This is a genomic window from Anoxybacteroides voinovskiense, assembly GCF_014196205.1.
Taxonomy (GTDB): Bacteria; Bacillota; Bacilli; order Bacillales; family Anoxybacillaceae; genus Anoxybacteroides; species Anoxybacteroides voinovskiense.
In genome coordinates, this window is the sequence record NZ_JACIDE010000019.1 from 36,539 (window position 1) to 62,093 (window position 25,555).

The following is a 25,555-nucleotide window of genomic DNA, read 5'->3' on the forward strand; positions in this document are numbered from 1 at the left end:
ATACCACGTTTTTTAGATCGAAAGCTCTTTTGACAGCTGATACATTTTTTGGTCCACTGTATGCTGTTTTGCTAACGCTTCAATAATGTCATGATCGACTAATTGGTTGTTTTGAATGCCGACGCATCTTCCACCTTTTCCTTCTAGCAGCAATTCGACCGCACGCGCCCCAAGCCGGCTTGCAAGTACGCGGTCAAACGCCGTTGGAGAACCGCCGCGCTGCACGTGCCCTAACACCGTAACGCGCGTTTCAAAACCTGTTGCTTCTTGAATTTTTTTCCCGAATTCAACGCCGCTTCCAACGCCTTCGGCTACAATAATGATACTATGCTTTTTCCCGCGTTCATGTCCGCGCTTTAGTCTTGCAATAATGTCGTCCATATCATAGTCTGCTTCTGGGATTAAAATCGACTCCGCTCCACCTGCTAATCCTGCCCAAAGCGCAATATCGCCGGCATGGCGACCCATTACTTCGATGACGTACGTACGCTCATGAGATGTCGCTGTATCACGAATTTTGTCGATAGCATCAATGACGGTATTTAATGCTGTGTCAAAGCCAATCGTAAAATCCGTTCCCGGGATATCGTTGTCGATTGTTCCAGGTACGCCAACACAAGGATAGCCATGTTCGGTTAATTTTTTCGCTCCTTGATACGAACCGTCTCCACCGATAACGACTAGCCCTTCAATTCCATGCTTTTTCAACTGTTCGATTCCTTTCAGTTGACCTTCGAGCGTTTTAAATTCTGGACAGCGTGCCGTATATAACATCGTTCCCCCACGATGAATAATATCGCCGACATCACCGATTTCTAGCTTCTTAATTTGCCCGGCAATCAATCCTGCATACCCGTGGTAAATTCCGAACACTTCGACGCCATGATAAATGGCTTTACGCACGACTGCCCGAATCGCCGCGTTCATTCCTGGAGAATCGCCACCACTTGTTAATACACCTATTCTCTTCATCTCGCTCACCTCGTATTCTTGTTTCATACCCCTCAGAAGTCCGACCTCATACATTGTATAAAATACCATGAAGCATACCCGAAAACAATAGATAACCCGCTGTTTTCACAAATGTTTATTTTTCTTTCCATTTTCGAGTAGGCAAAAAGCTGCCCCATTAAAAGAGACAGCTTATTTTACGCCAAGATAATCGCGAGAAAACGTAAATTTTCCAATCTGTTTAAATTTTTCGTATCGCTGTTCGACTAGCGCATGCCCATCTAATGTGAGTAGCTCTTTTAGCGACTGTTTCAACACCTGGTCAATCGCTTTTGCTTGTTCGTCCACATCACGGTGCGCCCCGCCGCGCACTTCTGGAATAATTTCATCAATGACGCCAAGCGCTTTTAAATCGGGTGCCGTAATTTTCATCGTTTCCGCTGCCCGCCGCGCTAATGAAGCATCTTTCCATAAAATTGCGGCGGCTCCTTCTGGAGAGATGACGGAATACGTTGAGTTTTCAAGCATGTGAATATGGTTGCCAACCCCAAGTGCCAATGCGCCACCGCTTCCTCCTTCCCCGATGACGATGCAAACAATTGGCACTTTTAGCCCTGCCATTTCAAACAAGTTGCGGGCAATCGCTTCGCTTTGGCCGCGCTCTTCTGCCGCTTTTCCTGGATATGCCCCTTTCGTATCGATAAAGCAAATAATCGGACGCCCAAACTTTTCTGCTTGTTTCATTAATCGCAACGCTTTTCGATATCCTTCCGGATGCGGCATCCCGAAGTTGCGGCGAATATTTTCTTTCGTATCTTTTCCGCGCTGATGCCCGATAACAGTGACAGGCAGCCCGTCGTATTTGGCGATGCCGCCGACAATTGCTTCATCCTCTCCGAATAAGCGGTCGCCATGGCATTCCAAAAAGTTCGTAAATAGGCGTTGAATGTAATCAAGCGTTGTCGGTCGGTTCGGATGTCTTGCGATTTGCACGCGATCCCACGGCGTTAAGTTCGCGTACGTTTCGTTTTCTAGCTTTTCCAATCGTGCCTCTAATTTTTCAATTTCCGCAGATAAATCGACGTCCGCCGTTTTTGTAAATTCTTTTAGTTCACTAATTTTTTTTCGCAGTTCGATAAGCGGTTTTTCAAATTCTAATTCTCCCACCATCCGCCATCCCCCCTTGCTTGATGGATATCTAATACGTTCGTTAACGTTTCTTTCAGCTCGTGCCGATGAATAACTGCATCGAGTTGTCCATGTTTTAATAAGAACTCTGCGGTTTGAAAATCTTCTGGCAATTCTTCACGCACCGTTTGTTCAATGACGCGGCGACCAGCAAAGCCAATGAGTGCCCCCGGCTCGGCAAAGTTATAGTCTCCAAGGGAAGCAAAGCTTGCCGATACCCCTCCAGTCGTCGGATGGGTCATCACCGAAATAATTAAGCCCCCCTCTTCACTGAACCGTTTGAGCGCTGCGCTCGTTTTCGCCATTTGCATTAAGCTTAGCACTCCTTCTTGCATGCGCGCACCGCCAGAAGCAGTAAAAATAAGAAATGGGACTCCTAGTTCCTGCGCTTTTTCTACCGCTCGCGTAATTTTTTCGCCAACGACCGAGCCCATACTTCCCATACGGAAGGCGGAATCCATCACTGCAATGACAAGCGGATACCCATTTAACGTTCCTTCACCGGTTACAACAGCTTCGTTTAAATTGGATTTCCGGCGATCCGCCTCAAGTTTTTCGAGATAGTCTGGAAATTGAAGCGGATTTTCCGAAATCATCTCCGCGTCGTACTCGCGGAAGCTTCCTTCATCTAAAAGGCTGGCGATTCGTTCGCGCGACGGCATCGGGTGATGGTAATGGCAGCTAATGCATACACGTAAATTTTTCACGAGTTCTTTTGTATACATAATTTTTTTGCATTTCGGGCATTTCGTCATAATCCCTTCTGGAACATCTTGTTTCATTTGTTCCGAAGGAATCGAAGCATATTTTTTCTTCTTGGTAAACAGCTCTTTAAGCAAGAGGCGTCCCCTCCTTTGCCAATGTAGAATGTATTCTAGTCGGCAAACGAATCGTTTGCCGGCTACAGCAGAAAAGCTAGGAATAGTCATTTTTAATGGTTAATCAATACGCCTATACTCTGAAAATATGTTGCGAATGGTTGTCCAGTCGCGCGTTTGGAATGATTGTGCCATTTGCTCATAAAACATATGCGGGAGCGAAATCGCTCCATGCTGCGATTGGTAAAAGTCGTTTAATACGCGCCAAATTCGCTCGAGCAAATAGTTATTTCCCGCTTTTACTACCCATTGAAAAAACGTTTCGTAGTCAAGCGGTTTGGTTAGCAATTGCTCTAGTTCTTGAACGTGTTCCTCCGTCCGTCGTTTGCAAGCTAACGACAAGCACATTTCCTCAATCAGCCATTTCGTTTCAGCTAAATCTTCTTTTGCTCTTTTTTCTTGCAAAATAAACATTCCTAACAGCCCGATAAGCTGATGGTCACCGAACTCTTTTAAATACGTCCCTTCCCCTCTTCTCGTTTCAATAATTCCGAGAAACTCAAGGGAACGGAGCGCCTCTCGGACCGAAGAACGACCAGCGTTCAGCCGTTCAGCTAATTCCCGTTCAGAAGGAATTTTATCGCCTGCACTTAATCCATCTTCTTCAATGATACGATACAGCTGTTGCAAAATTTCTACGTATACTTTCGACGTCATCGTATTCGATTTCACCTGCTTTGTACCATAATATGCACAACGGCTTCTTCATAACCTTTCCATTATAAAAATAGCACATGATTGCTCACTAACTTCATAGCCCTTCGTTGAACATCGGAACGAGTCTGGTCTGACCACTTAACGTTTATACAATATAATAAAACAACGAAATAGTAAAGAAAAGATTATTTCACTACGACATACGGCCCTCCTATCAATGTTTTGAGTTCCATTACACATTTGCTCGAAGCGTTCACGTAATAATCCGGCGATAGTTTGACCGTTTTCCGTTCGTGCTCGTAATAAAGTACAACCGGAACGGTGCCGCGGTATCGCTGCAACAGCTGCTTCAATGACGCCAGCTTCGGAATATGATGAGGGCAAATTTTAATAAAAAGCGTTTCTTCGCTAAGTGCGGTAACATTTTTAATGATGATTTTCCCGTTTCCGCCGCGTGTTTCGACTTTCCCTTCAAGCAGCACGATTTCTCCTCGTTTTAGCAACGATTGATAGTGACGATATGCCGCTGGAAAGGCGACTGCCTCTATTTCTTCGCTCTCATCACTAATAGTGAAAAACGCCATTTCTTCCCCATTTTTCGTCCGTGTTTTTCGTTCGCTTACCACGTAAGCCCCGACGCGAACGTATTGGTCGCTTCGTTCTTTTAGCGCGTCAGCAATTGACGTCGCTCCCGCTGCCTGCAACCGCTCTATTTTAGCGGAAATAGGATGCGGAGACACATACACACCTAGCAGTTCTTTTTCGTGCGCAAGTTTTTCCTCGAGCGACAACGGTGGCGCTTCCACATATTTCGGTTTAAACGAAAATTCGCTCGCAAATATGTCTTCGCCAATATACGGTCCCATTAAGTCTGCATGCTCAAGCGCTGCGTCTAACGTTGCAAGCAACACTGACCGCTCAACGCCAAATTCATCAAAACAACCAGCTAAAATTAACGATTCGATTGTTTTGCGGTTGACCGTTTTTTTAGACAATCGGACACAAAAGTCGAATAAATCGGAAAAAGGTCGTTTTTTTCGTTCGTCGACAATCGCTTTTACTGCTATCGCGCCGACATGTTTTATGCCAGCAAGGCTAAAGCGGATATGTCCGTCTTCGATGGCAAAAGAATAGTAGCTTCGATTAATAGAAGGCGGGAGCAAGGGGATACGTCTTTTGCGCATCTCCTGCATATACTCCGCTAGTTTTTTTTCATCGCCAATGGCGCTCGTTAATAACGCCGCGTAAAAATAAAACGGATAGTGCGCTTTCAAATACGCCAATTGATAAGCAAGTAAACTATAAGCGACCGCATGGCTTCGATTAAATCCATAGTTGGCAAAGCGAACGATGGCATCGTATAGTTCATGAGCAATCGTTTCGCTATATCCACGCTCGATGCAGCCGTTAACAAAATGCGTTCGTTTTTCGTCAAGAATTTCTTTTTTCTTCTTGCCAACCGCCCGCCGCAATAAATCAGCTTCCCCTAACGAAAACCCAGCCATTTTCGCTGCGATATGCATAATTTGCTCTTGATAAATAAGCACCCCATAAGTTGACTGTAAAATTGGTTTAAGGTCTTCGTGCAAGTACGTCACTGCTTCTTCGCCATGTTTGCGGCGAATGTATACTGGAATAAATTCCATTGGTCCTGGGCGGTAAAGCGCATTAACGGCGACGATGTCTTCGAATTGCGACGGTTTCAGCTGCCGAAGCACTTGCTTTATTCCTTCCGATTCGAGCTGAAAAATGCCGCTCGTATCCCCATTACTTAACAGTTCGTATGTTTTTTTGTCATCTAATGGGATATTCGTTAAATCGACCGATTGTTTTGTTTTTTGCTGAACCAATTTCTGAATGTTTCCAATCAACGTTAATGTGCGGAGCCCGAGAAAATCCATTTTTAATAAGCCAAGCTGCTCTAGTACGTCCATCGCGTATTGTGTCAAGTAAATGTCCCCGTGCCCTTGCTGCAACGGAACGATATCGGAAAGGGGCTGCTCGCTAATTACTACCCCTGCTGCATGGGTTGATGTATGGCGCGGAAGTCCCTCAAGTCGTAGCGCCGTCATAAAGAGCTGGTGCATTCGTTCCGAAGCGTGTACTTCTTTACGAAATGCAGGCACGTCGTCATATGCTTCTTGCAGCGTCACCCCTAATTTGTGCGGAAGATATTTCAACAGTTGTTCTACTTCTTTAGCCGTCACTCCCATCGCTCTTGCCACATCGCGCAGCGCAGCTCGCGCACCAAACGTGCCGAACGTAATAATTTGTGCGACATGCTGGGTTCCGTACTTTTTTGCAACATATTGAATCACTTCATCCCGCCGATCGTCTGGAAAATCAATGTCAATATCCGGCATCGAAACGCGAGCAGGATTTAAAAACCGCTCGAACAGTAATCCATATGGAATCGGGTCAACGTTTGTGATGTAGAGGGTATACGCAACAAGCGAGCCAGCCGCCGAACCGCGTCCTGGTCCGGTCATTATTCCTTGCTTTCGAGCAAAGTTCATAAAATCCCAAACAATTAAAAAATAGTCGCTGAAATTCATTTTTTTAATCATTTCTAGCTCATACTCGAGCCGCTCAACGTACACAGGAGATGGCGATGCGAGTCGCTCTTGCAATCCTTCGAAACAAAGCTTCCGCAAATAATCATGGGCATTTTCATTGTTAGGCACAGGATATTTCGGCAGCTTCCTCTCTCCAACTCGAATATCGATATGACATTGGGCCGCAATTTTTTCCGTATTGGCAATCGCCTCTGGAATATCGGCAAATAAGGAAGCCATTTCCTCCGCTGATTTTAAATAGTATTCGCCGCTTTCTAGCCGCTTTCCTTCTTCATGGATTTTTGTCCCTCGCTGAATGGCAAGAAGACACTCATGCACAAACGCGTCTTCTTTTTCGAGATAATGAACATTATTCGTTGCAACGAGCGGAATGTTTGCTTCCTTGCTTAAACGAATTAGCTCGCGCTGCCACGTTTCTTCTTTTCCGTGTCGTTGAATGGCGATATAAAAATCGCTAGTAAATAGTCGTTTATATGTATCCGCTACTTCTCTTGCTTTCTCCCATCCGTTTTGGGCAAGCAACGTTTCAATCTGTCCATCGTTCCCCGGCGTTAGCGCAATAAGCCCTTCTCGGTAATGCCTTAACCATTTTTCAGGGATTCCGTCTTGCGCTTTCGTTTGGATGGCACTGCTTATTTTCAGTAAATGACGATAGCCGATGTCGTTTTTTGCTAACAGCACAAGTGGATACCCTTTTTCTTCTAATTTCACCAACGCAACCATCCCGATAATCGGCTTAATTCCATATTTTTGGCACTCCTTGTAAAACGGAATCGCGCCATATAATACGTTTTCATCGGTCAACGCTAACGCATGGAAGCGTAAGTCGCTTGCTTTTTTCACTAAATCATTGATTTTCGCTGTCCCGTTTAATAAACTATACCCGCTCCGTACATGAAGGTGAACAAACGCCAATGGCTTTCCCTCCTTTTTCCTTATTATAGTCGACAAAACTTTCGTAACGCAAAACATACTTCGTTTCGTTTGTCCATATATATGAAAAGGAAAGTGGATGAACGAAAGGAATGGGCAACGATGGAGATGAAGCTGTCATTTTTCCCAGCATTAGTACAAAGTTATTTTCTTGCTCTCGGGGTATTATTAGGTGGGGCGATTATTGGTGGGATTGGTGCGTTTTTAATGGGGCAGCCGCCGCTTACGTCGATGTATCGGTTTGCGCTTGATTTAAAAATTTGGGCGGTCGTTTCGGCGATTGGCGGAACGTTCGATACGTTTTATACCGTCGACCGCGGCTTGTTTTCTGGCGAAACACGCGATTTAGTGAAACAAATTTTTCTTATTCTTTCAGCGATTGGCGGGGCACAAACAGGCGTGACGATTATTACATGGTTGACACAGGAGCACATTTCCTCATGAGAATTCCACCGTATTATCACGAACGAACGTGGCAACGTTTTTTCGCCGGAGCTGCCGTCGGAGCCGTGATTAGCTGGGTTGTATTTCTTTATTTATTCGGTGCCCTGCAAGAGAAACAAACACGCCGAATTGCCGAACTAGAGGATAAAATTGTCGATTTGCAAAACGATATTCGCATTTGGCAAGAAGATTACGTAAAGTTAAACAAGGCGAATAAAAAGAAACTTACCGTCCAAGAAATTCGTGTCCATCTGGCGAATGCTGAACAATACAAGCTTGATTCGTATACAACATTTCATATCGAAGAAAGCGTAAAGGAAGATATTTCTCATTTAATTGCTAAAGATATGGAAACTGTTTACCAAAGCAAAGAACTGTTAAAGAAGGCGATTGAAAATAAAACGTATACGATGAACGAGCAAACATATCGTTTAGAAGTAACCGAGCTTTTTTTATTTACGACGTTATCGATAGAAGTGAAATTAAAACCCGTCAATAACTAAAAAGGGGGCAACATGAGCCCCCTTTTAGCTTGTACGGCACGCCGCTTCTAAATCAGCAATCACTTGGTCAGCTTCGTCCCATGAATCAATCGTGGCACCAGCCGCAAACGGATGGCCGCCGCCGCGGTATTTTTTCGCCACTTCATTGATGATGACTCCTTTGGAACGTAGCCGCACGCGAATGTCTTTTTCTTCTTCAATGAAAAATACCCATGCGCGAATTCCTTCAATGTCCCCTAACAAACTAACAAGCTGCGATGCTTCCGAAGGTGTCACACCGTATTGTTCAAGCAGCGCTTTCGGTATTTTCACAAACGCCACTCCTGATCCGGAAAGTTCAAAGTTTTGCAGCACATAGCCGCTTAAATGGGCAACGTTCACCGGTGTGCGATACAACTCATTGTATAGCTCGGTCATCGAGAACCCATATTGGATGAGCTCGCTTGCATATTGGAACGTTTTTGCACTCGTTCTTGAGAAAAGGAAGCGGCCAGTATCGCCAACAATGCCAGCATAAATTAAACGAGCCGCTTCTTTTGTCATGACTAGTCCTTTTTCTTTCCCTGCTAAATAAAACTCATAAATCATTTCGCTTGTCGAGCTGGCATTTGTATCTACCCAAACGATGTCACCATATGGGTCTTCGTTCGGATGATGGTCGATTTTAATAAGTTTTTGCCCTAGGCGATACCGTTCATCACAAATTCGCTCTCGATTTGCTGTATCACAAACAATGACGAGCGCTTGTTCGTAAACGTCGTCGCTAATTGTGTCGAGCCGCCGTAAAAAATGCAATGATGGTTCTTCTTTCCCAACCGTATAAATTTTTTTGTCGGGAAACGAAGCTTTTAACATTTCTGCTAATCCGCCTTGTGAGCCGTACGCATCTGGGTCCGGGCGCACATGGCGGTGAATGATAATCGTATCAAATTGCTCGATCATCTGTAAAATAGCGAGTGCTTGTTCTTTCATTCTTAACTTCTCCTCTTTCCTGCGATAGTTTTCTTTCATTATAAGGGAAAACTATGTACAATGGTAGAGAGAAAGGGTGGTGGAATAAGTGCCGGTATTGGTCATTCTCATTATTTTTTCGTTATCGTTTTATGCTTATTATAAGATGAAGTATTTTCGGAGCCACCGTCCAGCGGAACGCCGCTGGATTTCAGCGAAAGCGAGCATGGCGCTTGGCTCATTCGTCTTTTTCTTTGGCGCTAACCAATTTTTCCTTTATTCCTCTACGGTGACATACGTTGTCGGCACGATTTTTTTACTGATTGGCGGCGGAAGCATATGGGCTGGCTATCGCGCATATAAACATTATTTGCCGCTTGTTATCGAGGAAGCAGCGCAACTAACAAAAAACGGTGGATAATCCACCGTTTTTTGTTATCTATCCATCAACTGGCACATCATCATCGCTTTCCCGACAACTGCCCCGTCATGGTATACTTCCACATCGACTTTCCCGAACTTCCGGCCGATTTCTAATAACCGCGCTTTAATATCAATAGTACTGTCAATTTGCACTGGTTTAATAAAATAAATCGTGATGCTTTCCATTACTAAATCGCCGCGCTTATACAAACGAAGTGCTCGCGTTGCCGCTTCTGTTACAATCGTCGTGAAAACGCCATACGACAACGTTCCTAAATAGTTCGTCATTTGCGGCGTAATTGTGCAACGAAAAACGTTTTCCGTTTTCGAGTGTGGGTCGAGTTCTTGAAATTGGCTCGTAATAATATCGTCGATCGTTTCGCCGACTTGCGGTTGCCGCTGAATCATTTGCAGCGCCTTCAGCACGTCTTGGCGGCTAATGATTCCTTGCAGCCGGTTATGGTCGTCGACGACCGGCAACAGTTCAATTCCTTCCCAAACCATCATGTGCGATGCGGAGGCTACCGATGTTTTTCCGTTGACAGTAATCGGATGTTTCGTCATCACTTTTTCAATCGGAAGTTGTCGGTCGCAATCTAGCACATCTTTTGATGTCACCATTCCTTGCACTTTGAATTGATGGTCAACGACAGGAAAGCGGCTATGCTTTGTTTCCCGATTCAGCTGGTACCACTTTTCGACAACATCGGTCGTTTGTAAATACACCGTTTTTTCGAGCGGAATCAAAATGTCTTCGACAAGCACAATTTCTTTTTTAATCAATTGGTCGTAAATCGCCCGGTTAATCATCGTGGCGACAGTAAACGTATCGTAGCTTGTCGAAATGATTGGTAGTTGCAATTCATCGGCTAATTTTTTGACATGATCTGCCGTATCGAAACCGCCAGTAATTAAAACAGCTGCGCCAGCTTCTAACGCAAGTTGATGCGCTTTCGTTCGGTTGCCGACAATGAGTAAATCCCCTGCACCTGTATAGCGCATCATCGCTTCAAGCTGCATCGCGCCGATAACAAAGCGGTTTAACGTTTTATAAAGCCCTTCCCGCCCGCCTAATACTTGACCGTCAACGATATTAACGACTTCAGCGTACGTTAGCTTCTCAATATTTTCTTTCTTTTTCCGTTCAATACGAATCGTACCGACGCGCTCAATTGTACTGACATACCCTTTGTTTTCTGCATCTTTAATCGCGCGGTATGCCGTTCCTTCGCTCACGCCCATCTCTTTTGCGATTTGTCGAACGGAAATTTTTTCGCCGACTGGCAGGCTATCAATATATTGCAAAATTTGTTCGTGTTTTGTCGCCAAATGTCTTCACCCTTTGTCCAATGTCTACTTCCTATTATACGAGTGAACGAATGACGATTCAATGTGCCCCATCTGCTTGCGGCAAGAAAAAAGAGCCTCGAGGGCTCTTTTATAGTTCGATGCTTTCGCCTGGACGTAATACTTTTCCAACGCCTGTTTTTAGCATCGACACAAACTGCTCTGGGTCTTGCTGAATGACTGGGAACGTATTGTAGTGAATCGGTACGACCGTTTTTGCCCGCAGCCATTCTGCCGCAAGCGCCGCATCTTCTGGTCCCATTGTAAAATTGTCGCCAATTGGTAAAAAGGCAACATCAATTTCATTTCGCTCCCCGATTAGCTTCATATCGGAAAATAACGCCGTATCCCCCGCATGATAAATCGTTTTTCCTTCCGCAGTAAACAATATCCCGCACGGCATGCCTGTATAAATGATTTGTTTATTTTCATCAATGTAGCTAGAGCCGTGGAACGCTTGCGTTAATTTCACTTTTCCGAAACCAAATTGGTGCGCCCCGCCAATATGCATCGGGTGCACGTTCACCCCTTGCCAATTTAAATACGTCGCTAGCTCAAACGGTGCAATGACGAGGGCGTTGTTGCGCAGTGTAAGCGGAACGGTATCACCGACATGGTCGCCGTGCCCGTGCGTCAATAAAATGACATCGACGTTTACTTTTTCTGCAGTTAAGTCGGTTAGTTCATTTCCGGTAATGAACGGATCGATAAAAATCGTCGTGCCGTTCGTTTCAATTTCCACAAAGGAATGTCCATGATACGTTAGTTTCATCTTCTCTTCTCCTTTCGCATTTTTTCCTTCGTATGTATTTCGCATTTCTTTTTTAAATTCCTTTTTTGTTTACAATTTCTTTCGTTATTGGTACGCTCAAAAGTAGAAAAATAATAAAGAAGGGGATACGATGAATCAACGATTACATCATTTTTCTAAATGGCTACAAGAACAACATCTTTCTTTCGCCTTCATTACGTCAACACCGAACGTTTTTTATTTAAGCGGATTTTATAGCGACCCGCATGAGCGGCTACTTGGCTTGCTTGTTTTTCCAAACGAAGAACCTGTGCTAGTTTGCCCACAAATGGAAACCGAACAAGCAAAGCGCTCTGGTTGGGCGTATTCGCTCATTGGCTATAGCGACACCGACCATCCGTGGGAGCTGATTGCCAACTATCTAAAAAAACTTGCGCTCCCAATCGAAAAAGTGGCAGTCGAAAAAAGCCATCTTTCGCTCGAACGGTTTGAGCAGTTCTCCACCTATTTTCCGGCTTGCACGGTAGTAAACGCCGAAGAAAAGTTGCGCGAGCTTCGCATGATAAAAGAAGAAAACGAAATTGCTATTTTGCGTCAAGCAGCGGCGCTTGCCGATTTTGGCGTCGAGGTCGGCATACAGGCAATTGCCGAAGGAAAAACGGAATTGGACATTATCGCAACGATTGAGTATGAATTGAAGAAAAAAGGCGTCCGCGAAATGTCGTTTGCAACAATGGTCTTAACTGGTGAAAAAACAGCAGCGCCGCACGGTGTTCCTGGCTTAACCACTATTCAACGGGGCGATTTTGTGTTGTTTGATTTAGGCGTCGTCCTCGATGGATATTGTTCAGATATTACAAGAACAGTCGTTTTCGGAACACCGACCGACGAACAGAAACGTATATATGAAACCGTCCTAAAAGCGCAACTTGCCGCCATCGCTGCTTCTAAACCAGGGACAGCCGTCGGAACGGTCGACCAAGCCGCAAGACAAATGATTGAAGAAGCAGGATATGGGGAATATTTTACCCACCGTGTTGGCCACGGGTTAGGGATTGAAATCCATGAATATCCATCCATGAACGCAACAAATCCGCTACCGCTCCAACGCGGAATGGTGTTTACGATTGAACCAGGCATTTACGTCCCGTCTATCGGCGGTGTGCGCATTGAAGACGATGTGCTAATTACCGAAACTGGTGTTGAAGTACTGACAAACTATCCGAAAGAGCTAATGATTGTATAAACAAGCGGCGAACGGCTGCTTGTTTTTTTATCGGTAGCGGTGAATGACGTCTAACCCGCCAGTAATGTCAATGACTGAACCGGTAATCATGTCGGAGTTTTCATCACATAAAAAGGCAATGACCCGTGCAATATCTTCCCCTGTCCCCGAGCGACCAATTGGGGTCATCTCGTCCCGTTTTTTTCGTGATTCGGCAATCGTCGCTTCTTTCATCTCGCCTAAAATGTTGCCAGGGCAAATCATATTCGCCGTTATCCCGTATTCTGCTTCTTCCACCGCAATCGTTTTCGTTAATGAAACTAATCCAACTTTTGCCGCACTAAATGCTGCACGATGTAGCCAGCCTGGTGCGCTCGCTGCCCCTTGGAACCCGTATGTAATAATGCGACCGAACCGTTGTTCTCGCATAATCGGAATGGTTTTTTTAAATAGATGAAAGACTGCACTTAAATTCCCTTCAATCATTTCATACCATTCGTCTTCCGTATAGTCTGCCAGTTTTTTTCGTTCAAAAATGTAAGGACCGGCATTATTAATTAAACAATCAATGCGACCGAATCGCTCAAATGCTTGGTCGACAAGCGCATGCAAATCTTCTTTTTTTGTCACATCCCCTTTAACAAATTGCAGCCGTTCGGATAGATGCGCATATTTTTCTTTCAGCGACTGCACCGCTAATTCGTCGCTTCGATAGTTAACGGTGACAGAATAGCCTTCCTCAAGCAATCGTTCTGTCACTTTTCGACCTAATCCTTTCGCACCCGCTGTAATGAGGGCGTGTCTCACTAAAACTCCTCCCCATGAACAATCTCTCTCTTTACTTTACTACAAATGTAGCCAAAAAGGCACGCACAGCGCACGAATGATAAAACCATCACGGTAGAATACTACCGTGATGGCTTATTTATTCCCCCGCTTCTCGGCGCGGATGGTAATATCCTTCCTCTTGCTCAATGACGCCGCTTTGATAGGCGTCCATAATTTGCTCACTAATTGCTTGTACCGCCTCTTCATCATATAGAGACTGTCTGACATCGCGTTCTTTTTTCATCCTTCCCACCTCTTTTCATAAAAATGTAATGATACCAATAGTTTTCCTTGTCCTTTGTATGCTATACTTACATTAAAGTTAGCATTTCTATCCAAAAGGGGAGTGGAGAAAATGGCAGTGACGTACAAAACGATTGTTGTAGCTGTCGATGGTTCGAAAGAGGCAGAATGGGCGTTTAAAAAAGCGATTGAAATCGCAAAGCGAAATGACGCTGCACTTGTACTCACCCACATCATTGACGTACGCGCACTCGCAGCTGTAGAAATGCATGATCGTGCGGTTGTGGAACGTTCAGAGCAGTATGCAAAAGAATTGCTAGAAAACTATCAAAAACAAGCAGCGGAAGCAGGGGTAAAAGAAGTTAGCGTAGAAATCGAATTTGGTTCACCGAAAGTGAAAATTGCCAAAGACATTGCTCCGAAACATCATGCGGATTTAATTGTTTGCGGCGCTACTGGATTAAACGCTGTAGAACGCCTGTTAATTGGAAGCGTTTCTGAACATATTACCCGCTATGCAAAATGCGACGTCTTAGTCGTGCGGACAGAAAAAGAATTAGAAATTTAAAAAATGCGAAGGCAACTGATTAGCTCTCAAAGCCAAATAAAATAATAAAACACTCCGTAACACGTTTACGGAGTGTTCATTGTTTTCTTCGCTTTTTCAATTGCTTTTCGCACTTCGGCAAATCCAGTTCCCCCTGCGCTATTGCGGCGGTTTACAGCAGTGTATGGGTCGAGCGCTTCATAAATGTCTTCCTCAAACAGATTCGACGCTTCCTTATATTCCGAAAGCGGCAAGTCTGCTAAAAAAATCCCTTTTTCAATACATGTCAACACGAGCTTCCCAACAATTTCATGTGCTTCACGAAACGGAACGCCTTTTTTCGCTAAGTAGTCCGCTAATTCTGTTGCATTCGAGAAATCTTGTTTGACTGCTTTGTTCATCGCTTCCGTACGAACTTCCATCGTCGCAATCATGCCAGCAAAAATTTTTAACGAACCAGTTACCGTTTTTACGGTATCAAACATGCCTTCTTTATCTTCTTGCATATCTTTGTTATACGCCAATGGCGTTCCTTTCATGACCGTTAACAAGCCAACTAAGTTTCCGTACACCCGTCCTGTTTTTCCACGAATAAGTTCGGCCATGTCCGGGTTTTTCTTTTGTGGCATAATGCTGCTTCCTGTGGCAAACGCATCATCGATTTCGATAAATTGAAATTCTTGGCTCGACCAAATAATTAACTCCTCACAAAACCGCGACAAATGCATCATTAAAAGCGAACTGTTGCTTAAAAATTCAATGATAAAATCGCGGTCGCTAACCGCATCGATACTGTTTTCATAAATGCCATCAAATCCAAGCAAATCCGCGGTGTATTGCCGATCAATCGGAAACGTCGTACCAGCAAGCGCCCCAGCGCCAAGCGGTGACTTATTAATGCGCTTGAGCGATTCCGTAAACCGCTCACGGTCACGTTCAAACATCCAAAAATACGCAAGCAAATGATGAGCAAATGACACCGGCTGCGCCCGCTGCAAATGCGTATAGCCTGGAATAAGCGTTTCGACATGCGCTTCTGCTTTTTGGACTAGTACGTGCTGCAATTCGCGAATTAATTCAATAATTTCTTGGACGCGCTTGCGTAAGTAAAGGTGCATATCGGTCGCTACTTGGTCGTTGCGGCTTCGTCCGGTATGCAATTTTCCACCAACTGAACCGATTTCATCGATTAACATTTTTTCAATGTTTAAATGAATATCTTCATAAGCAACGGAAAATTCGAGTTTCCCTTGCTTTGCTTTTTCTAAAAGCGACAGCAAGCCAGCTCTAATTTTTTCCGCATCTTCACTCGGCAAAATGCCGCATTTTCCGAGCATCGTCGCATGAGCGATGCTTCCTTCGATATCTTCTTCGACTAATTCTTGGTCGAATGGGATCGATGCGCCAAACTCATCGACCCATTCTTCCGCTGTTTTCGTAAACCGTCCGCCCCAAAGCTTTTTCACACGGTCACCTTCTTTTGATTGTTCACGATGCTATATACTTTCGTCGGCAAGCCGAATAAGGAAATAAAGCCAACGGCTGCTTGATGATCGAATTCGTCTTCTGCTGTGTATGTGGCAAGCTTTTCGTCGTATAAGGAAAACGGCGATTTCCGTCCTTCGATAATCGCATGGCCTTTAAACAACTTCACCCGCACAACGCCAGTAACATTTTTTTGTGTTTCTTTTAAGAACGCAAGAAGCGCATCTTTTAATGGGGAAAACCATAGCCCATTATAAATGACTTCCGCTAATTTTTGTTCGATAAGCGGCTTAAAGTGCGCGACTTCTTTCACAAGTGTTAAATCTTCTAGTTCTTTATGCGCTTTAATGAGCGTAATCGCTCCAGGGCATTCGTACACTTCGCGCGATTTAATGCCGACAAGGCGGTTTTCGACATGGTCGATACGCCCGACGCCATGTTTGCCCGCAAGTGCGTTCAATTCTAAAATAAGCGACGCAAGCGAATATTCTTTGCCGTTTAACGTTTTTGGCACGCCTTGTTCAAAGCCAATTTCAATCATGTCGGGCACGTCTGGTGTTTTTTCAAGCGCTGCTGTTAATTCATACGCTTCTTCTGGCGGTGCGGCCCATGGATCTTCTAAAATCCCACATTCATTGCTGCGTCCCCATAAGTTTTGGTCAATCGAAAACGGGCTATCTAAGTCGATTGGAATCGGAATGTTATGTTTTTTTGCATATTCAATTTCTTCTTCCCGCGACCAGCTCCATTCACGTACTGGCGCTACGACTTCTAAGTTCGGGTTTAATGCTTTAATCGATACTTCAAACCGCACTTGGTCGTTTCCTTTCCCTGTGCAGCCATGCGCCACTGCTACTGCCCCTTCTAGCTCGGCAATTTCTACTAGCTTTTTCGCAATTAAAGGACGTGAAAGCGCCGATACGAGCGGATATTTTCCTTCGTAAAGGGTGTGTGCTTGCAATGCGACAAGCGCATATTCGTTCGCAAACTCTTCTTTCGCATCGATAACGTACGATTTAACGGCGCCGACAGTGAGCGCTTTTTCTTTGACAAAATCAAGATCTTTTCCTTCGCCGACATCTAAACAGCATGCAACGACGTCATACCCTCGTTCTTGTAACCACTTAATCGCAACAGATGTATCTAAACCGCCCGAGTAGGCTAACACAATTTTCGGATTTGCCATATGTTTTCCCCTTCCTTTTCACATAAATATACTTAAATATAAATAATTATTCATTTATTACAATATCACTTTATCAGCTTTTACTGTCTTTTTCAATAGTTATTCATCAAAAAGTATAAAAATACTGTTCGAATTCGTTGGTCTTTTTCACATTTTTTTGTACAATAAACAGTAAGAAAGTGAGGGGGAAATCGTGTTTGCATATGATGAACGACTCGGCATTCGACTGCCAGTGCTTGAAAAAGCGTGGGAAGAGTATAGCGAGAAAGAACAGCATGCTATTTTGTTAGAGTGGGAAAACATTCGTGGGGTGATTCCTGACCGAATCGCGGAACTCGAACAAACGATCAATCAAAAACAAGCAGAATTGAGCGACGAAAGCGACTTTGCTCGCTCGTGCCGACTCAATTCCGAAATCGCAGAATTAGCTTCGGTCATTAACGATTTATGGATTTGGTATCGGTTGAATCAAACGGTCTCTGCCAAATTGCATCAATAAAGGCGGCTTAAGCCGCCTATTATAAAAAGGTAAGAAAGTATAAATTTTGGGCTCCCGCGGTTAGGATGGGAGCTGTCTAGCTCCAAGCGCCATCGGCTCGAGTCGCTCCGTCCCTTCTTTCTGCGGCGACACACTGAGTTTGCTTCTTTGAAATATCCCGCGCAAGCCAAAGCTTTGCTTTGGCTGAGCCTCCTCGGTGGGGCTTGTGCGATCTTCGCCGATAGGCGGGCGCTTTGCGCTTTTCTTAATCTTTGCGAATTTCGCGAATGACGTGGCGCAGCTCTGGCAAAATGAGTTTTGTCATCGCCAACCGTACCGCCCCCGTCGAACCCGGCGTCGAAAAGATTGCCGTATTATTCGCGACGCCAGCGATCGCGCGTGACAGCATCGCCGCGGAGCCGATATCTTCCGTATAGCTAATCATGCGAAATAGCTCGCCAAACCCAACAATTTCTTTTTCGATGATTTCTTTAACCGTTTCAATCGTCACGTCCCGTTTGGCAATTCCAGTGCCGCCATTTGTCAGCACTACATCGATTTCTGCATGTTCACAGCCATGGAGAACCGCAGCGTGAATCGCTTCTTTTTCATCTTTCACGATTTCGTAATCCACGATTTCGTGCCCCGCCTCTTTCAAAAGCTGCATCATTAATTGACCACTTTTATCTGTTTCTTCCGTTCTTGTATCGCTTACGGTTACCACTTTACAGCGAATGACGCGCGGTGCTTCTTTTTTATGTTCGTTTACGCTCATTAGCATCTACCTTTCGTCATTTGTTCATTTCTATTATACAAAAAGCTAGACATAACGCGATGTCTAGCTTTCCTTATCTTATACTAATCTTGCTAATCTAACTGTATCGCGGGCGATCATGACTTCTTCATTCGTCGGAATCACTAATACTTTTACCGGCGAGTGCGGATAGCTGATGAACGCTTCTTTGCCGCGCACTTTGTTGAGCGCTGGATCCCAGTAGACGCCCATAAACTCAAGGCCGCGCAATACTTTTGCCCGCACGACGTCGCTATTTTCCCCAATTCCCGCTGTGAAAATAATCGCGTCGACTCCGCACATGCGCGCCGCATAGGAACCAATATATTTATGAATGCGGTTCGCAAACACTTCGAGCGCTAATTCTGCCCGCTCGTTTCCTTCCGATGCTGCTTTTTCAATGTCGCGCAAATCGCTCGAAAACCCAGAAATCCCGAGCATTCCGCTTCGCTTATTCAATACTTCAATCACTTCTTCGGCAGTTTTTCCTGTCTTCTCCATAATGTATGGAATCAATGCTGGGTCAATGTTTCCGGAACGTGTGCCCATCGCTACCCCAGCTAACGGCGTAAAGCCCATCGACGTATCGATCGATTTTCCGCCTTCCACTGCCGCAATACTCGCTCCGTTCCCAAGGTGGCACGAAATAAGGCGCAATTGTTCAATCGGACGTCCTAGCAACTCTGCCGCTCGCTGCGTGACGTATTTATGGGATGTCCCATGGAAGCCGTACTTCCGGATGCCGAATTTTGTATAATATTCATACGGAAGGCTATATAAAAACGACTGTTCTGGCATCGTTTGGTGGAACGCCGTATCAAATACCCCAACCGCAGGCACGTTTGGCAATACTTCTTTAAATGCTTTAATGCCGACAATGTTCGCTGGGTTATGCAGTGGCGCAAGCTCAGAAAGCTCTTCAATTTCTTTAAGCACCTCGTCTGTAATTAACACCGAATCGCTAAACTTCTCGCCACCATGAACGACACGGTGGCCAATTCCGTCAATTTCGGCAAACGACTGAATAATGCCAAACCGAATTAATTTATCTAAGAGCATTTTCACCGCAACCGCATGGTCCGGAATTGCTGTTACTTCTTGCACTTTTTCCCCGTTCACAACAATCGTAAAAATCGCATCTTCAAAGCCGATTCGCTCGACCATTCCTTTCGTTAACACTGCCTCGCTCGGCATTTCAAACAGCTGAAATTTCAGCGACGAGCTTCCTGCGTTAATCGCCATAATTTTTGACATATAAAAACAACTCCTTTAAAGCGCTTCTCCATTAGTATTCCAAATCCGACAATCCTTTTTCATTTTACGCATGATTTTCTTGTGTTTTCAAGCACTTCACGAAATTGTAACCGATTGCACGGAATATGTTTTTATATTCACAAAATTCGAATCAAGCAAACGCCCTTTCCGTTCGTTCGCAAAAATCGCTTTCAAATTGGCTTAATAAGCGAAAAGAGCCCTTGTTAGAGCTCTTTCTTTTCTTCAACAAACCATTCGTCGATTTTATGCATCATCGCCGTCATCGCTTGTTTATTCGAAAACTTCGGAAGTTCAATAAGTAGCGCTTTTTTCGGTGCTTTCACTCGAGCGCCTTTCTTTTGCAAAATAAAAATGCTTTTCGCTGCTTGCTCGTTTTTAAACATCGACAGCGGGAGTTGCAGCAATCCTTGAATGATAGTATGTTCTTTTAAAAACGCATGAAGCTGTGGTGCTTGGTCGCTCGTAAATAGCGAGTTTGGAATTAAGAAAAACAAATAACCGCCTTCTTTTGTATAATGGACGCTTTGTTCGATAAACAAATGGTGCGCGTATGAATGCCCGCTTTCCGCTTTCAGCACAAACCGCGATGCGTTGTCATCGTTCGGATAATAGCCAACAGGCAAATCGCAAATGACGACATCGGCATGATCAACAAATAGCGGTTGTAAGCTATCTTGGTTAAAAAAGTGGACAGGGTGTTTTTGCAAATTCGCATTTACGTACGCTAATTTCATTAATAAATCATCGACATCGATACCGTAGCTTTTCACTTGTTTATTTGACAAATGATTGAGAACCGCCGTTAATAAATTGGCGGTACCAACTGCTGGGTCAAGAATCGTTAGCGCAAAATAGTTAGCGGTAAATTTATTCACTAAATAACTCATAAATAAGCTAACCGCATCCGGTGTCATTTGATGGTGCGGTTGCGTATGCTCTTTCATTCCTTTCAACACTGCAAGCTGGAACGACTTGCGAATTTCTTCGTTCGTAAACCGCTCAAGCAACATTTGTTTGTACGCATTTTTTAACCGCTTTTTATTGAGTTCGCTCACTTCTTCTTGCAATACATCCCCATGAAAAACATTCTCGCCCGTTTCCGCCACCGCTTCTAAATAGGTGCAATGCAGCTCTTCTTGTAAAATAAGCGCCGTTTCATCAAATAACGTAAATAATCGCTCAATTGGTGTCATGTATTTTCCCCCTTCGTAATGGGTGTCCAATTTTTTATTGTATGTCGTCTTGGCGCCGTTTTCAAATAAAAAAGACCCCGAACCTTGGGGCCTTTTGCTTATTTCGCTGCTTTTGCCGCTTCAATCGCTGCTTCGTAGTTTGGATGGTTTGTTGCTTCCGGTACGTATTCGACGTATGTGACAGTGTCGTTGCTGTCGACGACAAATACCGCACGAGCAAGCAAACGCAATTCTTTCATTAAGACACCGAACGCTTGCCCGAACGACACATCGCGATGGTCGGAAAGCATTTGCACATTCTCAATTCCAGCTGCTCCGCACCAACGTTTTTGCGCAAACGGCAAGTCAACGCTAACCGTCAACACTTTCACGTTATCAAGTTTCGCTGCTTCTTCGTTAAAACGGCGCGTTTGCGCATCGCACACGCCTGTATCGATCGATGGAACGACGCTAATTAAGCGAACAAAGCCCTTCGTATCCGCAAGCGTCACTTCTGATAAATCGTTCGCCAATACTTTGAAGTCGGGCGCTTTGTCGCCTACTTTCACTTCATTCCCGACTAGTGTCACTGGATTCCCTTTGAACGTTACATTGGCCATTGAAAATTCCTCCCATAAAAAATATGTATAGGGTAATCATAACGGGAATGAAAAAAATTTTCAACGATTTTGCTTTAGATTAAATTCCCTAAATCATCTTTCGGATGTGGCTGCTCTTCTTTATTTTTCTTTAACATCGCTTGAATTTTCTCGACCACTTGTGGGGCAAAATCTAAAATTTTTTCGTATAAATGCGTGTTTTCATCGAGATGTAATAGCTTCACTCCGGAAGAATTGACAACTAAAAACGCAATCGGTGTAATAGATACTCCGCCGCCGGAACCGCCGCCAAACGGGTGTTCACTATTTGCTTGGCTGTTTGGCGTGTGCCCGTTTTGTTTTCCGTCCAACATAAACTCGCTTCCGCCTGCCGCAAAACCGAAGCCTACTTTGGAAACCGTCAAAATGACACTGCCGTCCGGCGTTTCCACTGGATCGCCGATAATCGTATTTACATCAATCATTTGCTTTAAATTTTCCATCGCCGTTGTCATAAGTCCTTGAATTGGATGATTGCTCATAGCGAAACCTCCTAATAACTTTCATTTGCTTGACGGTTGAACGTTTCTTTTTTCAACCGACTCCCGCGCCAATATTTCATTATTCGTATTCCTGCTACTATAGCATGCCCGATACGAAAATGAATCATACATACAAAGTTTGTTTCCGACACTGCTTGCTGGAATGACGGGATAAGCGACAGAACAGGTGTTGTTTTTACTCTCATATATTTGCTGATGAGCGCTAAAACGCCATACTTTACAGACCAGCCAATTCCGACGAGCACGCCTGTTTGTGCAGCGTCACCAGTTCCGATTTTCGACTGCCACTCAAATGTCGTGACGGTGATATGCGAACAAAATTTACGGATAATCACATGCAAATGCACGACATGCTCGGCGAAATCTTTTGCTTTTTGGAAACTATGAATAATTTCTTGCGGACTATATTTCGTTCGTTTCGGTTCGCTTTCGGAAACGTTTTGCGCCGTTTTATGAGCCACTACAATTCCAGGGGATTCTTTCTCTACTTTAATTAAAGGAATGCGAATCGTATAGCGAATCAGACCGAACAAGACCCGAAACGTCACGCGACACTCATCGTCATCTTGGGCATGCCGAAAAAAGATAGTAATGGACAGTTTCATCCAAAGAAAAAAAAGCAATACTATCGGGAGGATGACAGCGATCACTTTCAATGTCTGCACTTCCTTTCAACATATCATTGTCACCATCTGTAAAAAAAATAAACCTGCGTTTGCAGGTTTATTCGTGAATCAGGCGTGTTGATTAACCAATAAAAACAAGTTGACATCGCTCTATTTCTAGCTTTTCTGCCGTAGTCGGCAAGCGGTTCGCTTGCCGACTGGGCATGCGCACAGCATGCCCTCCTCGAACAATGAACGCTTTGCGGGCAAATGTTATTTGCCCGCCGGCGTTCTTGTTCGAGGGAAGAGGCAGAAAAGCTTGTGTTCAGTCATATAATTCTGTGTTTTTTTAGTAAAATAATGGATAATCAACACTCGTGTTCGTGAATAACAGTTGTATCCGCAATTTGATCGTGTAGCCCTTGCTTTTTCTCGGAAAAGGCGACAAAAAGAAAACCGATAAATAAAATGAACTTCGCAATAAATTTTCCAATGACTTCGCGAAACAACACCGTAAACCACGTGAATGGTTCATCGTTCATCGTCACGACTTTTAAGCCAAACACCATTTTTCCAACGGTTTGCTGAAAAAATTTTGTCATGCACACGAAATAGCCGTAAAATACGACTGCGGTGGCAATCGCAATCGGTGAGAACATCGTCGCTTTATCGACAGAAAGGTCAAGCAGACGAAAGACCGGGTAAACGACTAAACGATCGATGCTGCCAACGACGAACAAATCAAGTAAATATGCCCAAAATCGCATCCAAAAACCTGCGTAGCGGGGTGGCTGACTTGGCGTTATATCAACGTTGTTTTCAAGCGTATACACATTTTCCATATGCATCCCCCTTATTCCGCATACAAATACATTAGCCGAGGTGATTTTGGCGTGGAAAAGAACTTCACTAGTTTCATTTCTTCCGTATCATTTGGGAGAAATGTCTGTGCGTTTGTCCGGAATAACGAACTAAAGCCAAAATCGCTCGTATATTTCACCACTTGCGCTTTTTCTAAATGATGCTCTTTTTTCATCGCCGCAATCGTATCATCTAAATAGCCGAATTCGTCAATCAGCTTTAGCTGCTTTGCTTGGCGACCGTCGTAAATGCGACCATCGGCAATTTTACGAACTTCGCTCTCCGGTAAATGCCTTCCTTCAGAAATGACTTTGACAAAGCCGCCATAAGCGTTTTGGATAAGCGATTGTAAAATGTTCCGTTCTTCTTCGGTCATTTTCCGTGCTGGATTCATAATGTCTTTATACGGACCGCTTTTAATCGTTACCATTTCCACTCCGTACTTTTTCGCTAAACCTTCGTAGTTTAAGCTTTGCATAATGACACCGAGCGAGCCTGTTATGGTGTCAGGGCTAGCAAAAATTTTATCGCCCGCGGTCGAAATATAATAGCCGCCGGAAGCTGCCATCGAACCCATTGACACATAAATCGGCTTTTTCGTTTCTTCTTTTAGTTTCACTAATTGATCATGAATTTCTGCGCTTTCTACGACGCCTCCTCCTGGAGAATTGACGCGCAAGATAATGGCTTTCACCGCATCGTCGTTTTTCGCTTGGTCAATCATTTGTAAAAAATTGCGATGATTGTACCCTTCTGCGGAAAAGAGCGAGTTTGCCTCATCGGTGTCTTGAATGACGCCATTCACTTCAAGCACGACAATTTTTTTCGATGGATCCCCGTCTTTCAGCACTTCTTCGCTAAAATTTTGCTCAACTAACGCTAGCCATCCTTCCGACCATTTTCCTGCGTCTTTTGTCATTAATGAAGAAATGACGCTAACAAGCGAAGAAATAATAAATAGTACAATGGCTACTGCGAGCGCAATCCAGCGCTTCCGGTTCATGCTGATTCCCCCTTGACATTATTTCAGTTTCTAAAAATAAATGGTAAACTATAGTTGATTCATTTATTTTACCATAATTCCACATCAACTAAAATATGACAATGGAGGTTTTACCATGCCAGAACGTCGAAACCGCATGTATTTTTTTTACAAGCATGACGACGAGCTAACGAAGCGCGTCCAACCGCTAGTAAATCTAGCAAAAGAGCATGGCTTTGTCGTCGTGGACGACCACCAAGATGCAAACGTCATCGTCAGCGTCGGGGACGATGGCACCTTTTTGCAGGCGGTACGGCAAACAGGATTTCGCGACGATTGTTTATATGCCGGCATTTCTACACTATCATCCCGCGGGTTTTATTGCGATTTTCAAATTGAGGACACTGAGCATATGGTGCAAGCTGCCTCAAGCGAACAAATGGAAGTGCGCCGCTATCCGATTATCGAAGTAGCAATCGATAATGCCGCTTCGTTTTTTTGCTTAAACGAGTGTTCCATTCGCTCGGGAATTATTAAAACGTTTGTGATGGACGTATTCATTGATGACCTTCATTTTGAAACATTCCGCGGCGATGGAATGATTGTCGCTACGCCAACAGGAAGCACGGCATACAATAAGTCCGTCAACGGCGCAGTCGTTGACCCGTTGCTTCCGTGCATTCAAGTGAGCGAACTCGCTTCCTTAAACAACAACCGGTATCGAACGCTTGGATCGTCATTTATTTTGAGTGGAAAGCGGAAACTAACGTTAAAAATTTCGCTGGAAGGAAATCATTACCCGCTCATTGGCATGGATAACGAAGCGCTAAGCATCCGCCATATCGAAAAAATCGACATTTCGTTAAGCGACCGCGTCATCAAAACCGTCCGTTTAAAAGACAACTCGTTCTGGGAAAAAGTCAAGCGGACGTTTTTGTAAGAGAAAAAGGAAAAGAGGCCTCAAAGAGCCTCTTTTCTACCATTTTCGTTCGTCAATTAAAGGAGAGGAAGCAGTTTCTATATACATCCAAATTAAAATTTTAACCTCTGGTTCACGTAGCACACCCGATGCGGCGTAACACCTCATCTGGATGCTGTAAGACGTATTGTT

27 protein-coding genes are annotated in these 25,555 nt (G+C 44.3%); 7 read left to right on the top strand and 20 right to left on the bottom strand.

Annotated features, from left to right (window positions below; genetic code table 11):
- Window positions 1-12 precede the first annotated feature (12 nt).
- The 5 genes from pfkA to dnaE all read right to left on the bottom strand — a co-directional run bounded on the left by pfkA (window position 13) and on the right by dnaE (window position 7,165).
- Window positions 13-972, bottom strand: a complete 960-nt coding sequence (gene pfkA, locus GGR02_RS12310; protein ID WP_183185290.1) for a 6-phosphofructokinase — start codon at window positions 970-972, stop codon at window positions 13-15.
- Window positions 973-1,143: 171 nt separating this feature from the next.
- Window positions 1,144-2,121, bottom strand: a complete 978-nt coding sequence (gene accA, locus GGR02_RS12315; protein WP_183185292.1) for an acetyl-CoA carboxylase carboxyl transferase subunit alpha — start codon at window positions 2,119-2,121, stop codon at window positions 1,144-1,146.
- A complete protein-coding gene (accD, locus tag GGR02_RS12320; protein WP_183185294.1) occupies window positions 2,106-2,978 on the bottom strand; it encodes an acetyl-CoA carboxylase, carboxyltransferase subunit beta in 873 nt (290 codons plus the stop codon). Before accD ends, accA begins: the two co-directional genes overlap by 16 nt.
- Window positions 2,979-3,077: 99 nt before the next feature.
- On the bottom strand, window positions 3,078-3,674 hold the full coding sequence (locus GGR02_RS12325) for a FadR/GntR family transcriptional regulator (protein ID WP_183185296.1): 597 nt from the start codon (window positions 3,672-3,674) through the stop codon (window positions 3,078-3,080).
- A 185-nt stretch (window positions 3,675-3,859) separates the two neighbouring features.
- Entirely contained in the window at window positions 3,860-7,165 is a 3,306-nt protein-coding gene (dnaE, locus tag GGR02_RS12330) for a DNA polymerase III subunit alpha (RefSeq protein ID WP_183185298.1), read from the bottom strand.
- A gap of 120 nt (window positions 7,166-7,285) precedes the next feature.
- Between dnaE and GGR02_RS12335 the strand changes: the two genes are divergently transcribed.
- Both GGR02_RS12335 and ytrI read left to right on the top strand, forming a co-directional pair.
- The gene (locus GGR02_RS12335; protein ID WP_066327642.1) at window positions 7,286-7,627 is read left to right on the top strand and encodes a YtrH family sporulation protein; all 342 of its coding nucleotides are present in this window, start codon (window positions 7,286-7,288) and stop codon (window positions 7,625-7,627) included.
- The gene (gene ytrI / locus GGR02_RS12340; protein WP_183185300.1) at window positions 7,624-8,130 is read left to right on the top strand and encodes a sporulation membrane protein YtrI; all 507 of its coding nucleotides are present in this window, start codon (window positions 7,624-7,626) and stop codon (window positions 8,128-8,130) included. Before GGR02_RS12335 ends, ytrI begins: the two co-directional genes overlap by 4 nt.
- 24 nt (window positions 8,131-8,154) lie before the next feature.
- Here the strand turns inward: ytrI and GGR02_RS12345 are convergent, their stop codons facing one another.
- On the bottom strand, window positions 8,155-9,102 hold the full coding sequence (locus tag GGR02_RS12345; RefSeq protein WP_183185302.1) for a DHH family phosphoesterase: 948 nt from the start codon (window positions 9,100-9,102) through the stop codon (window positions 8,155-8,157).
- Window positions 9,103-9,190: 88 nt separating this feature from the next.
- Here GGR02_RS12345 and GGR02_RS12350 point away from each other — a divergent pair, with 88 nt between their 5' ends.
- Complete coding sequence (locus GGR02_RS12350) at window positions 9,191-9,502, top strand: YtpI family protein (RefSeq protein ID WP_183185304.1); 312 nt, start codon at window positions 9,191-9,193, stop codon at window positions 9,500-9,502.
- A gap of 14 nt (window positions 9,503-9,516) precedes the next feature.
- Here GGR02_RS12350 and GGR02_RS12355 read toward each other — a convergent pair whose 3' ends face one another.
- Together GGR02_RS12355 and GGR02_RS12360 are read right to left on the bottom strand one after the other, a co-directional pair.
- A complete protein-coding gene (locus GGR02_RS12355; protein ID WP_183185306.1) occupies window positions 9,517-10,833 on the bottom strand; it encodes a CBS domain-containing protein in 1,317 nt (438 codons plus the stop codon).
- A 109-nt stretch (window positions 10,834-10,942) separates the two neighbouring features.
- Window positions 10,943-11,623: a metal-dependent hydrolase gene (locus GGR02_RS12360; RefSeq protein WP_183185308.1), complete on the bottom strand. Its 681-nt coding sequence runs from the start codon at window positions 11,621-11,623 to the stop codon at window positions 10,943-10,945.
- A 130-nt stretch (window positions 11,624-11,753) separates the two neighbouring features.
- Here GGR02_RS12360 and GGR02_RS12365 point away from each other — a divergent pair, with 130 nt between their 5' ends.
- The gene (locus GGR02_RS12365; RefSeq protein WP_183185310.1) at window positions 11,754-12,848 is read left to right on the top strand and encodes a M24 family metallopeptidase; all 1,095 of its coding nucleotides are present in this window, start codon (window positions 11,754-11,756) and stop codon (window positions 12,846-12,848) included.
- A gap of 27 nt (window positions 12,849-12,875) precedes the next feature.
- Here the strand turns inward: GGR02_RS12365 and GGR02_RS12370 are convergent, their stop codons facing one another.
- Both GGR02_RS12370 and GGR02_RS12375 read right to left on the bottom strand, forming a co-directional pair.
- A complete protein-coding gene (locus tag GGR02_RS12370; protein WP_183185312.1) occupies window positions 12,876-13,634 on the bottom strand; it encodes an SDR family oxidoreductase in 759 nt (252 codons plus the stop codon).
- A gap of 118 nt (window positions 13,635-13,752) precedes the next feature.
- On the bottom strand, window positions 13,753-13,899 hold the full coding sequence (locus GGR02_RS12375) for a hypothetical protein (protein WP_183185314.1): 147 nt from the start codon (window positions 13,897-13,899) through the stop codon (window positions 13,753-13,755).
- A 111-nt stretch (window positions 13,900-14,010) separates the two neighbouring features.
- On the opposite strand from GGR02_RS12375, the gene GGR02_RS12380 reads away from it, so the two are divergent.
- A complete protein-coding gene (locus tag GGR02_RS12380) occupies window positions 14,011-14,466 on the top strand; it encodes a universal stress protein (RefSeq protein WP_183185316.1) in 456 nt (151 codons plus the stop codon).
- A gap of 65 nt (window positions 14,467-14,531) precedes the next feature.
- Here GGR02_RS12380 and argH read toward each other — a convergent pair whose 3' ends face one another.
- Together argH and GGR02_RS12390 are read right to left on the bottom strand one after the other, a co-directional pair.
- The gene (argH, locus tag GGR02_RS12385; protein ID WP_183185318.1) at window positions 14,532-15,911 is read right to left on the bottom strand and encodes an argininosuccinate lyase; all 1,380 of its coding nucleotides are present in this window, start codon (window positions 15,909-15,911) and stop codon (window positions 14,532-14,534) included.
- Window positions 15,908-17,116 carry an argininosuccinate synthase gene (locus GGR02_RS12390; protein ID WP_183185320.1) on the bottom strand — a complete coding sequence of 403 codons (1,209 nt, stop codon included), beginning with the start codon at window positions 17,114-17,116 and terminating at the stop codon, window positions 15,908-15,910. Before GGR02_RS12390 ends, argH begins: the two co-directional genes overlap by 4 nt.
- 193 nt (window positions 17,117-17,309) lie before the next feature.
- Here GGR02_RS12390 and GGR02_RS12395 point away from each other — a divergent pair, with 193 nt between their 5' ends.
- Entirely contained in the window at window positions 17,310-17,615 is a 306-nt protein-coding gene (locus GGR02_RS12395) for a hypothetical protein (RefSeq protein WP_373286631.1), read from the top strand.
- 244 nt (window positions 17,616-17,859) lie between these two features.
- Here GGR02_RS12395 and GGR02_RS12400 read toward each other — a convergent pair whose 3' ends face one another.
- From GGR02_RS12400 to sppA, 8 genes are all read right to left on the bottom strand, one after another.
- On the bottom strand, window positions 17,860-18,369 hold the full coding sequence (locus GGR02_RS12400; protein ID WP_183185322.1) for a MogA/MoaB family molybdenum cofactor biosynthesis protein: 510 nt from the start codon (window positions 18,367-18,369) through the stop codon (window positions 17,860-17,862).
- Window positions 18,370-18,447: 78 nt separating this feature from the next.
- A complete protein-coding gene (locus GGR02_RS12405; RefSeq protein ID WP_183185324.1) occupies window positions 18,448-19,641 on the bottom strand; it encodes an acetate kinase in 1,194 nt (397 codons plus the stop codon).
- A 224-nt stretch (window positions 19,642-19,865) separates the two neighbouring features.
- Window positions 19,866-20,855, bottom strand: a complete 990-nt coding sequence (locus GGR02_RS12410; protein ID WP_183185326.1) for a class I SAM-dependent methyltransferase — start codon at window positions 20,853-20,855, stop codon at window positions 19,866-19,868.
- Window positions 20,856-20,953: 98 nt separating this feature from the next.
- Window positions 20,954-21,454 (bottom strand): thiol peroxidase, encoded by a 501-nt coding sequence (gene tpx / locus GGR02_RS12415; RefSeq protein WP_183185328.1) that lies wholly within the window; start codon window positions 21,452-21,454, stop codon window positions 20,954-20,956.
- Between the two features lie 74 nt (window positions 21,455-21,528).
- Entirely contained in the window at window positions 21,529-21,975 is a 447-nt protein-coding gene (gene ytfJ / locus GGR02_RS12420; RefSeq protein WP_183185330.1) for a GerW family sporulation protein, read from the bottom strand.
- 11 nt (window positions 21,976-21,986) lie between these two features.
- Window positions 21,987-22,646, bottom strand: coding sequence for a DUF2953 domain-containing protein (locus tag GGR02_RS12425; RefSeq protein WP_229706200.1), 660 nt, complete (start codon window positions 22,644-22,646; stop codon window positions 21,987-21,989).
- A 323-nt stretch (window positions 22,647-22,969) separates the two neighbouring features.
- The gene (locus GGR02_RS12430; protein WP_183185332.1) at window positions 22,970-23,443 is read right to left on the bottom strand and encodes an RDD family protein; all 474 of its coding nucleotides are present in this window, start codon (window positions 23,441-23,443) and stop codon (window positions 22,970-22,972) included.
- An 11-nt stretch (window positions 23,444-23,454) separates the two neighbouring features.
- A complete protein-coding gene (gene sppA / locus GGR02_RS12435; protein ID WP_183185334.1) occupies window positions 23,455-24,465 on the bottom strand; it encodes a signal peptide peptidase SppA in 1,011 nt (336 codons plus the stop codon).
- A gap of 115 nt (window positions 24,466-24,580) precedes the next feature.
- Here sppA and GGR02_RS12440 point away from each other — a divergent pair, with 115 nt between their 5' ends.
- Window positions 24,581-25,384: an NAD kinase gene (locus tag GGR02_RS12440; protein ID WP_183185336.1), complete on the top strand. Its 804-nt coding sequence runs from the start codon at window positions 24,581-24,583 to the stop codon at window positions 25,382-25,384.
- The last annotated feature ends 171 nt before the right edge of the window (window positions 25,385-25,555 follow it).

What these genes read in the sequence shown, in the direction of transcription:
- pfkA (WP_183185290.1), bottom strand. Translation starts at nt 972, where the DNA reads ATGAAGAGAATAGGTGTATTAACAAGTGGTGGCGATTCTCCAGGAATG.
- accA (WP_183185292.1), bottom strand. Translation starts at nt 2,121, where the DNA reads ATGGTGGGAGAATTAGAATTTGAAAAACCGCTTATCGAACTGCGAAAA.
- GGR02_RS12325 (WP_183185296.1), bottom strand. Translation starts at nt 3,674, where the DNA reads ATGACGTCGAAAGTATACGTAGAAATTTTGCAACAGCTGTATCGTATC.
- GGR02_RS12335 (WP_066327642.1), top strand. Translation starts at nt 7,286, where the DNA reads ATGGAGATGAAGCTGTCATTTTTCCCAGCATTAGTACAAAGTTATTTT.
- ytrI (WP_183185300.1), top strand. Translation starts at nt 7,624, where the DNA reads ATGAGAATTCCACCGTATTATCACGAACGAACGTGGCAACGTTTTTTC.
- GGR02_RS12345 (WP_183185302.1), bottom strand. Translation starts at nt 9,102, where the DNA reads ATGAAAGAACAAGCACTCGCTATTTTACAGATGATCGAGCAATTTGAT.
- GGR02_RS12360 (WP_183185308.1), bottom strand. Translation starts at nt 11,623, where the DNA reads ATGAAACTAACGTATCATGGACATTCCTTTGTGGAAATTGAAACGAAC.
- GGR02_RS12365 (WP_183185310.1), top strand. Translation starts at nt 11,754, where the DNA reads ATGAATCAACGATTACATCATTTTTCTAAATGGCTACAAGAACAACAT.
- GGR02_RS12375 (WP_183185314.1), bottom strand. Translation starts at nt 13,899, where the DNA reads ATGAAAAAAGAACGCGATGTCAGACAGTCTCTATATGATGAAGAGGCG.
- GGR02_RS12380 (WP_183185316.1), top strand. Translation starts at nt 14,011, where the DNA reads ATGGCAGTGACGTACAAAACGATTGTTGTAGCTGTCGATGGTTCGAAA.
- GGR02_RS12390 (WP_183185320.1), bottom strand. Translation starts at nt 17,116, where the DNA reads ATGGCAAATCCGAAAATTGTGTTAGCCTACTCGGGCGGTTTAGATACA.
- GGR02_RS12400 (WP_183185322.1), bottom strand. Translation starts at nt 18,369, where the DNA reads ATGAGCGTAAACGAACATAAAAAAGAAGCACCGCGCGTCATTCGCTGT.
- GGR02_RS12405 (WP_183185324.1), bottom strand. Translation starts at nt 19,641, where the DNA reads ATGTCAAAAATTATGGCGATTAACGCAGGAAGCTCGTCGCTGAAATTT.
- GGR02_RS12410 (WP_183185326.1), bottom strand. Translation starts at nt 20,855, where the DNA reads ATGACACCAATTGAGCGATTATTTACGTTATTTGATGAAACGGCGCTT.
- tpx (WP_183185328.1), bottom strand. Translation starts at nt 21,454, where the DNA reads ATGGCCAATGTAACGTTCAAAGGGAATCCAGTGACACTAGTCGGGAAT.
- ytfJ (WP_183185330.1), bottom strand. Translation starts at nt 21,975, where the DNA reads ATGAGCAATCATCCAATTCAAGGACTTATGACAACGGCGATGGAAAAT.
- GGR02_RS12430 (WP_183185332.1), bottom strand. Translation starts at nt 23,443, where the DNA reads ATGGAAAATGTGTATACGCTTGAAAACAACGTTGATATAACGCCAAGT.
- sppA (WP_183185334.1), bottom strand. Translation starts at nt 24,465, where the DNA reads ATGAACCGGAAGCGCTGGATTGCGCTCGCAGTAGCCATTGTACTATTT.
- GGR02_RS12440 (WP_183185336.1), top strand. Translation starts at nt 24,581, where the DNA reads ATGCCAGAACGTCGAAACCGCATGTATTTTTTTTACAAGCATGACGAC.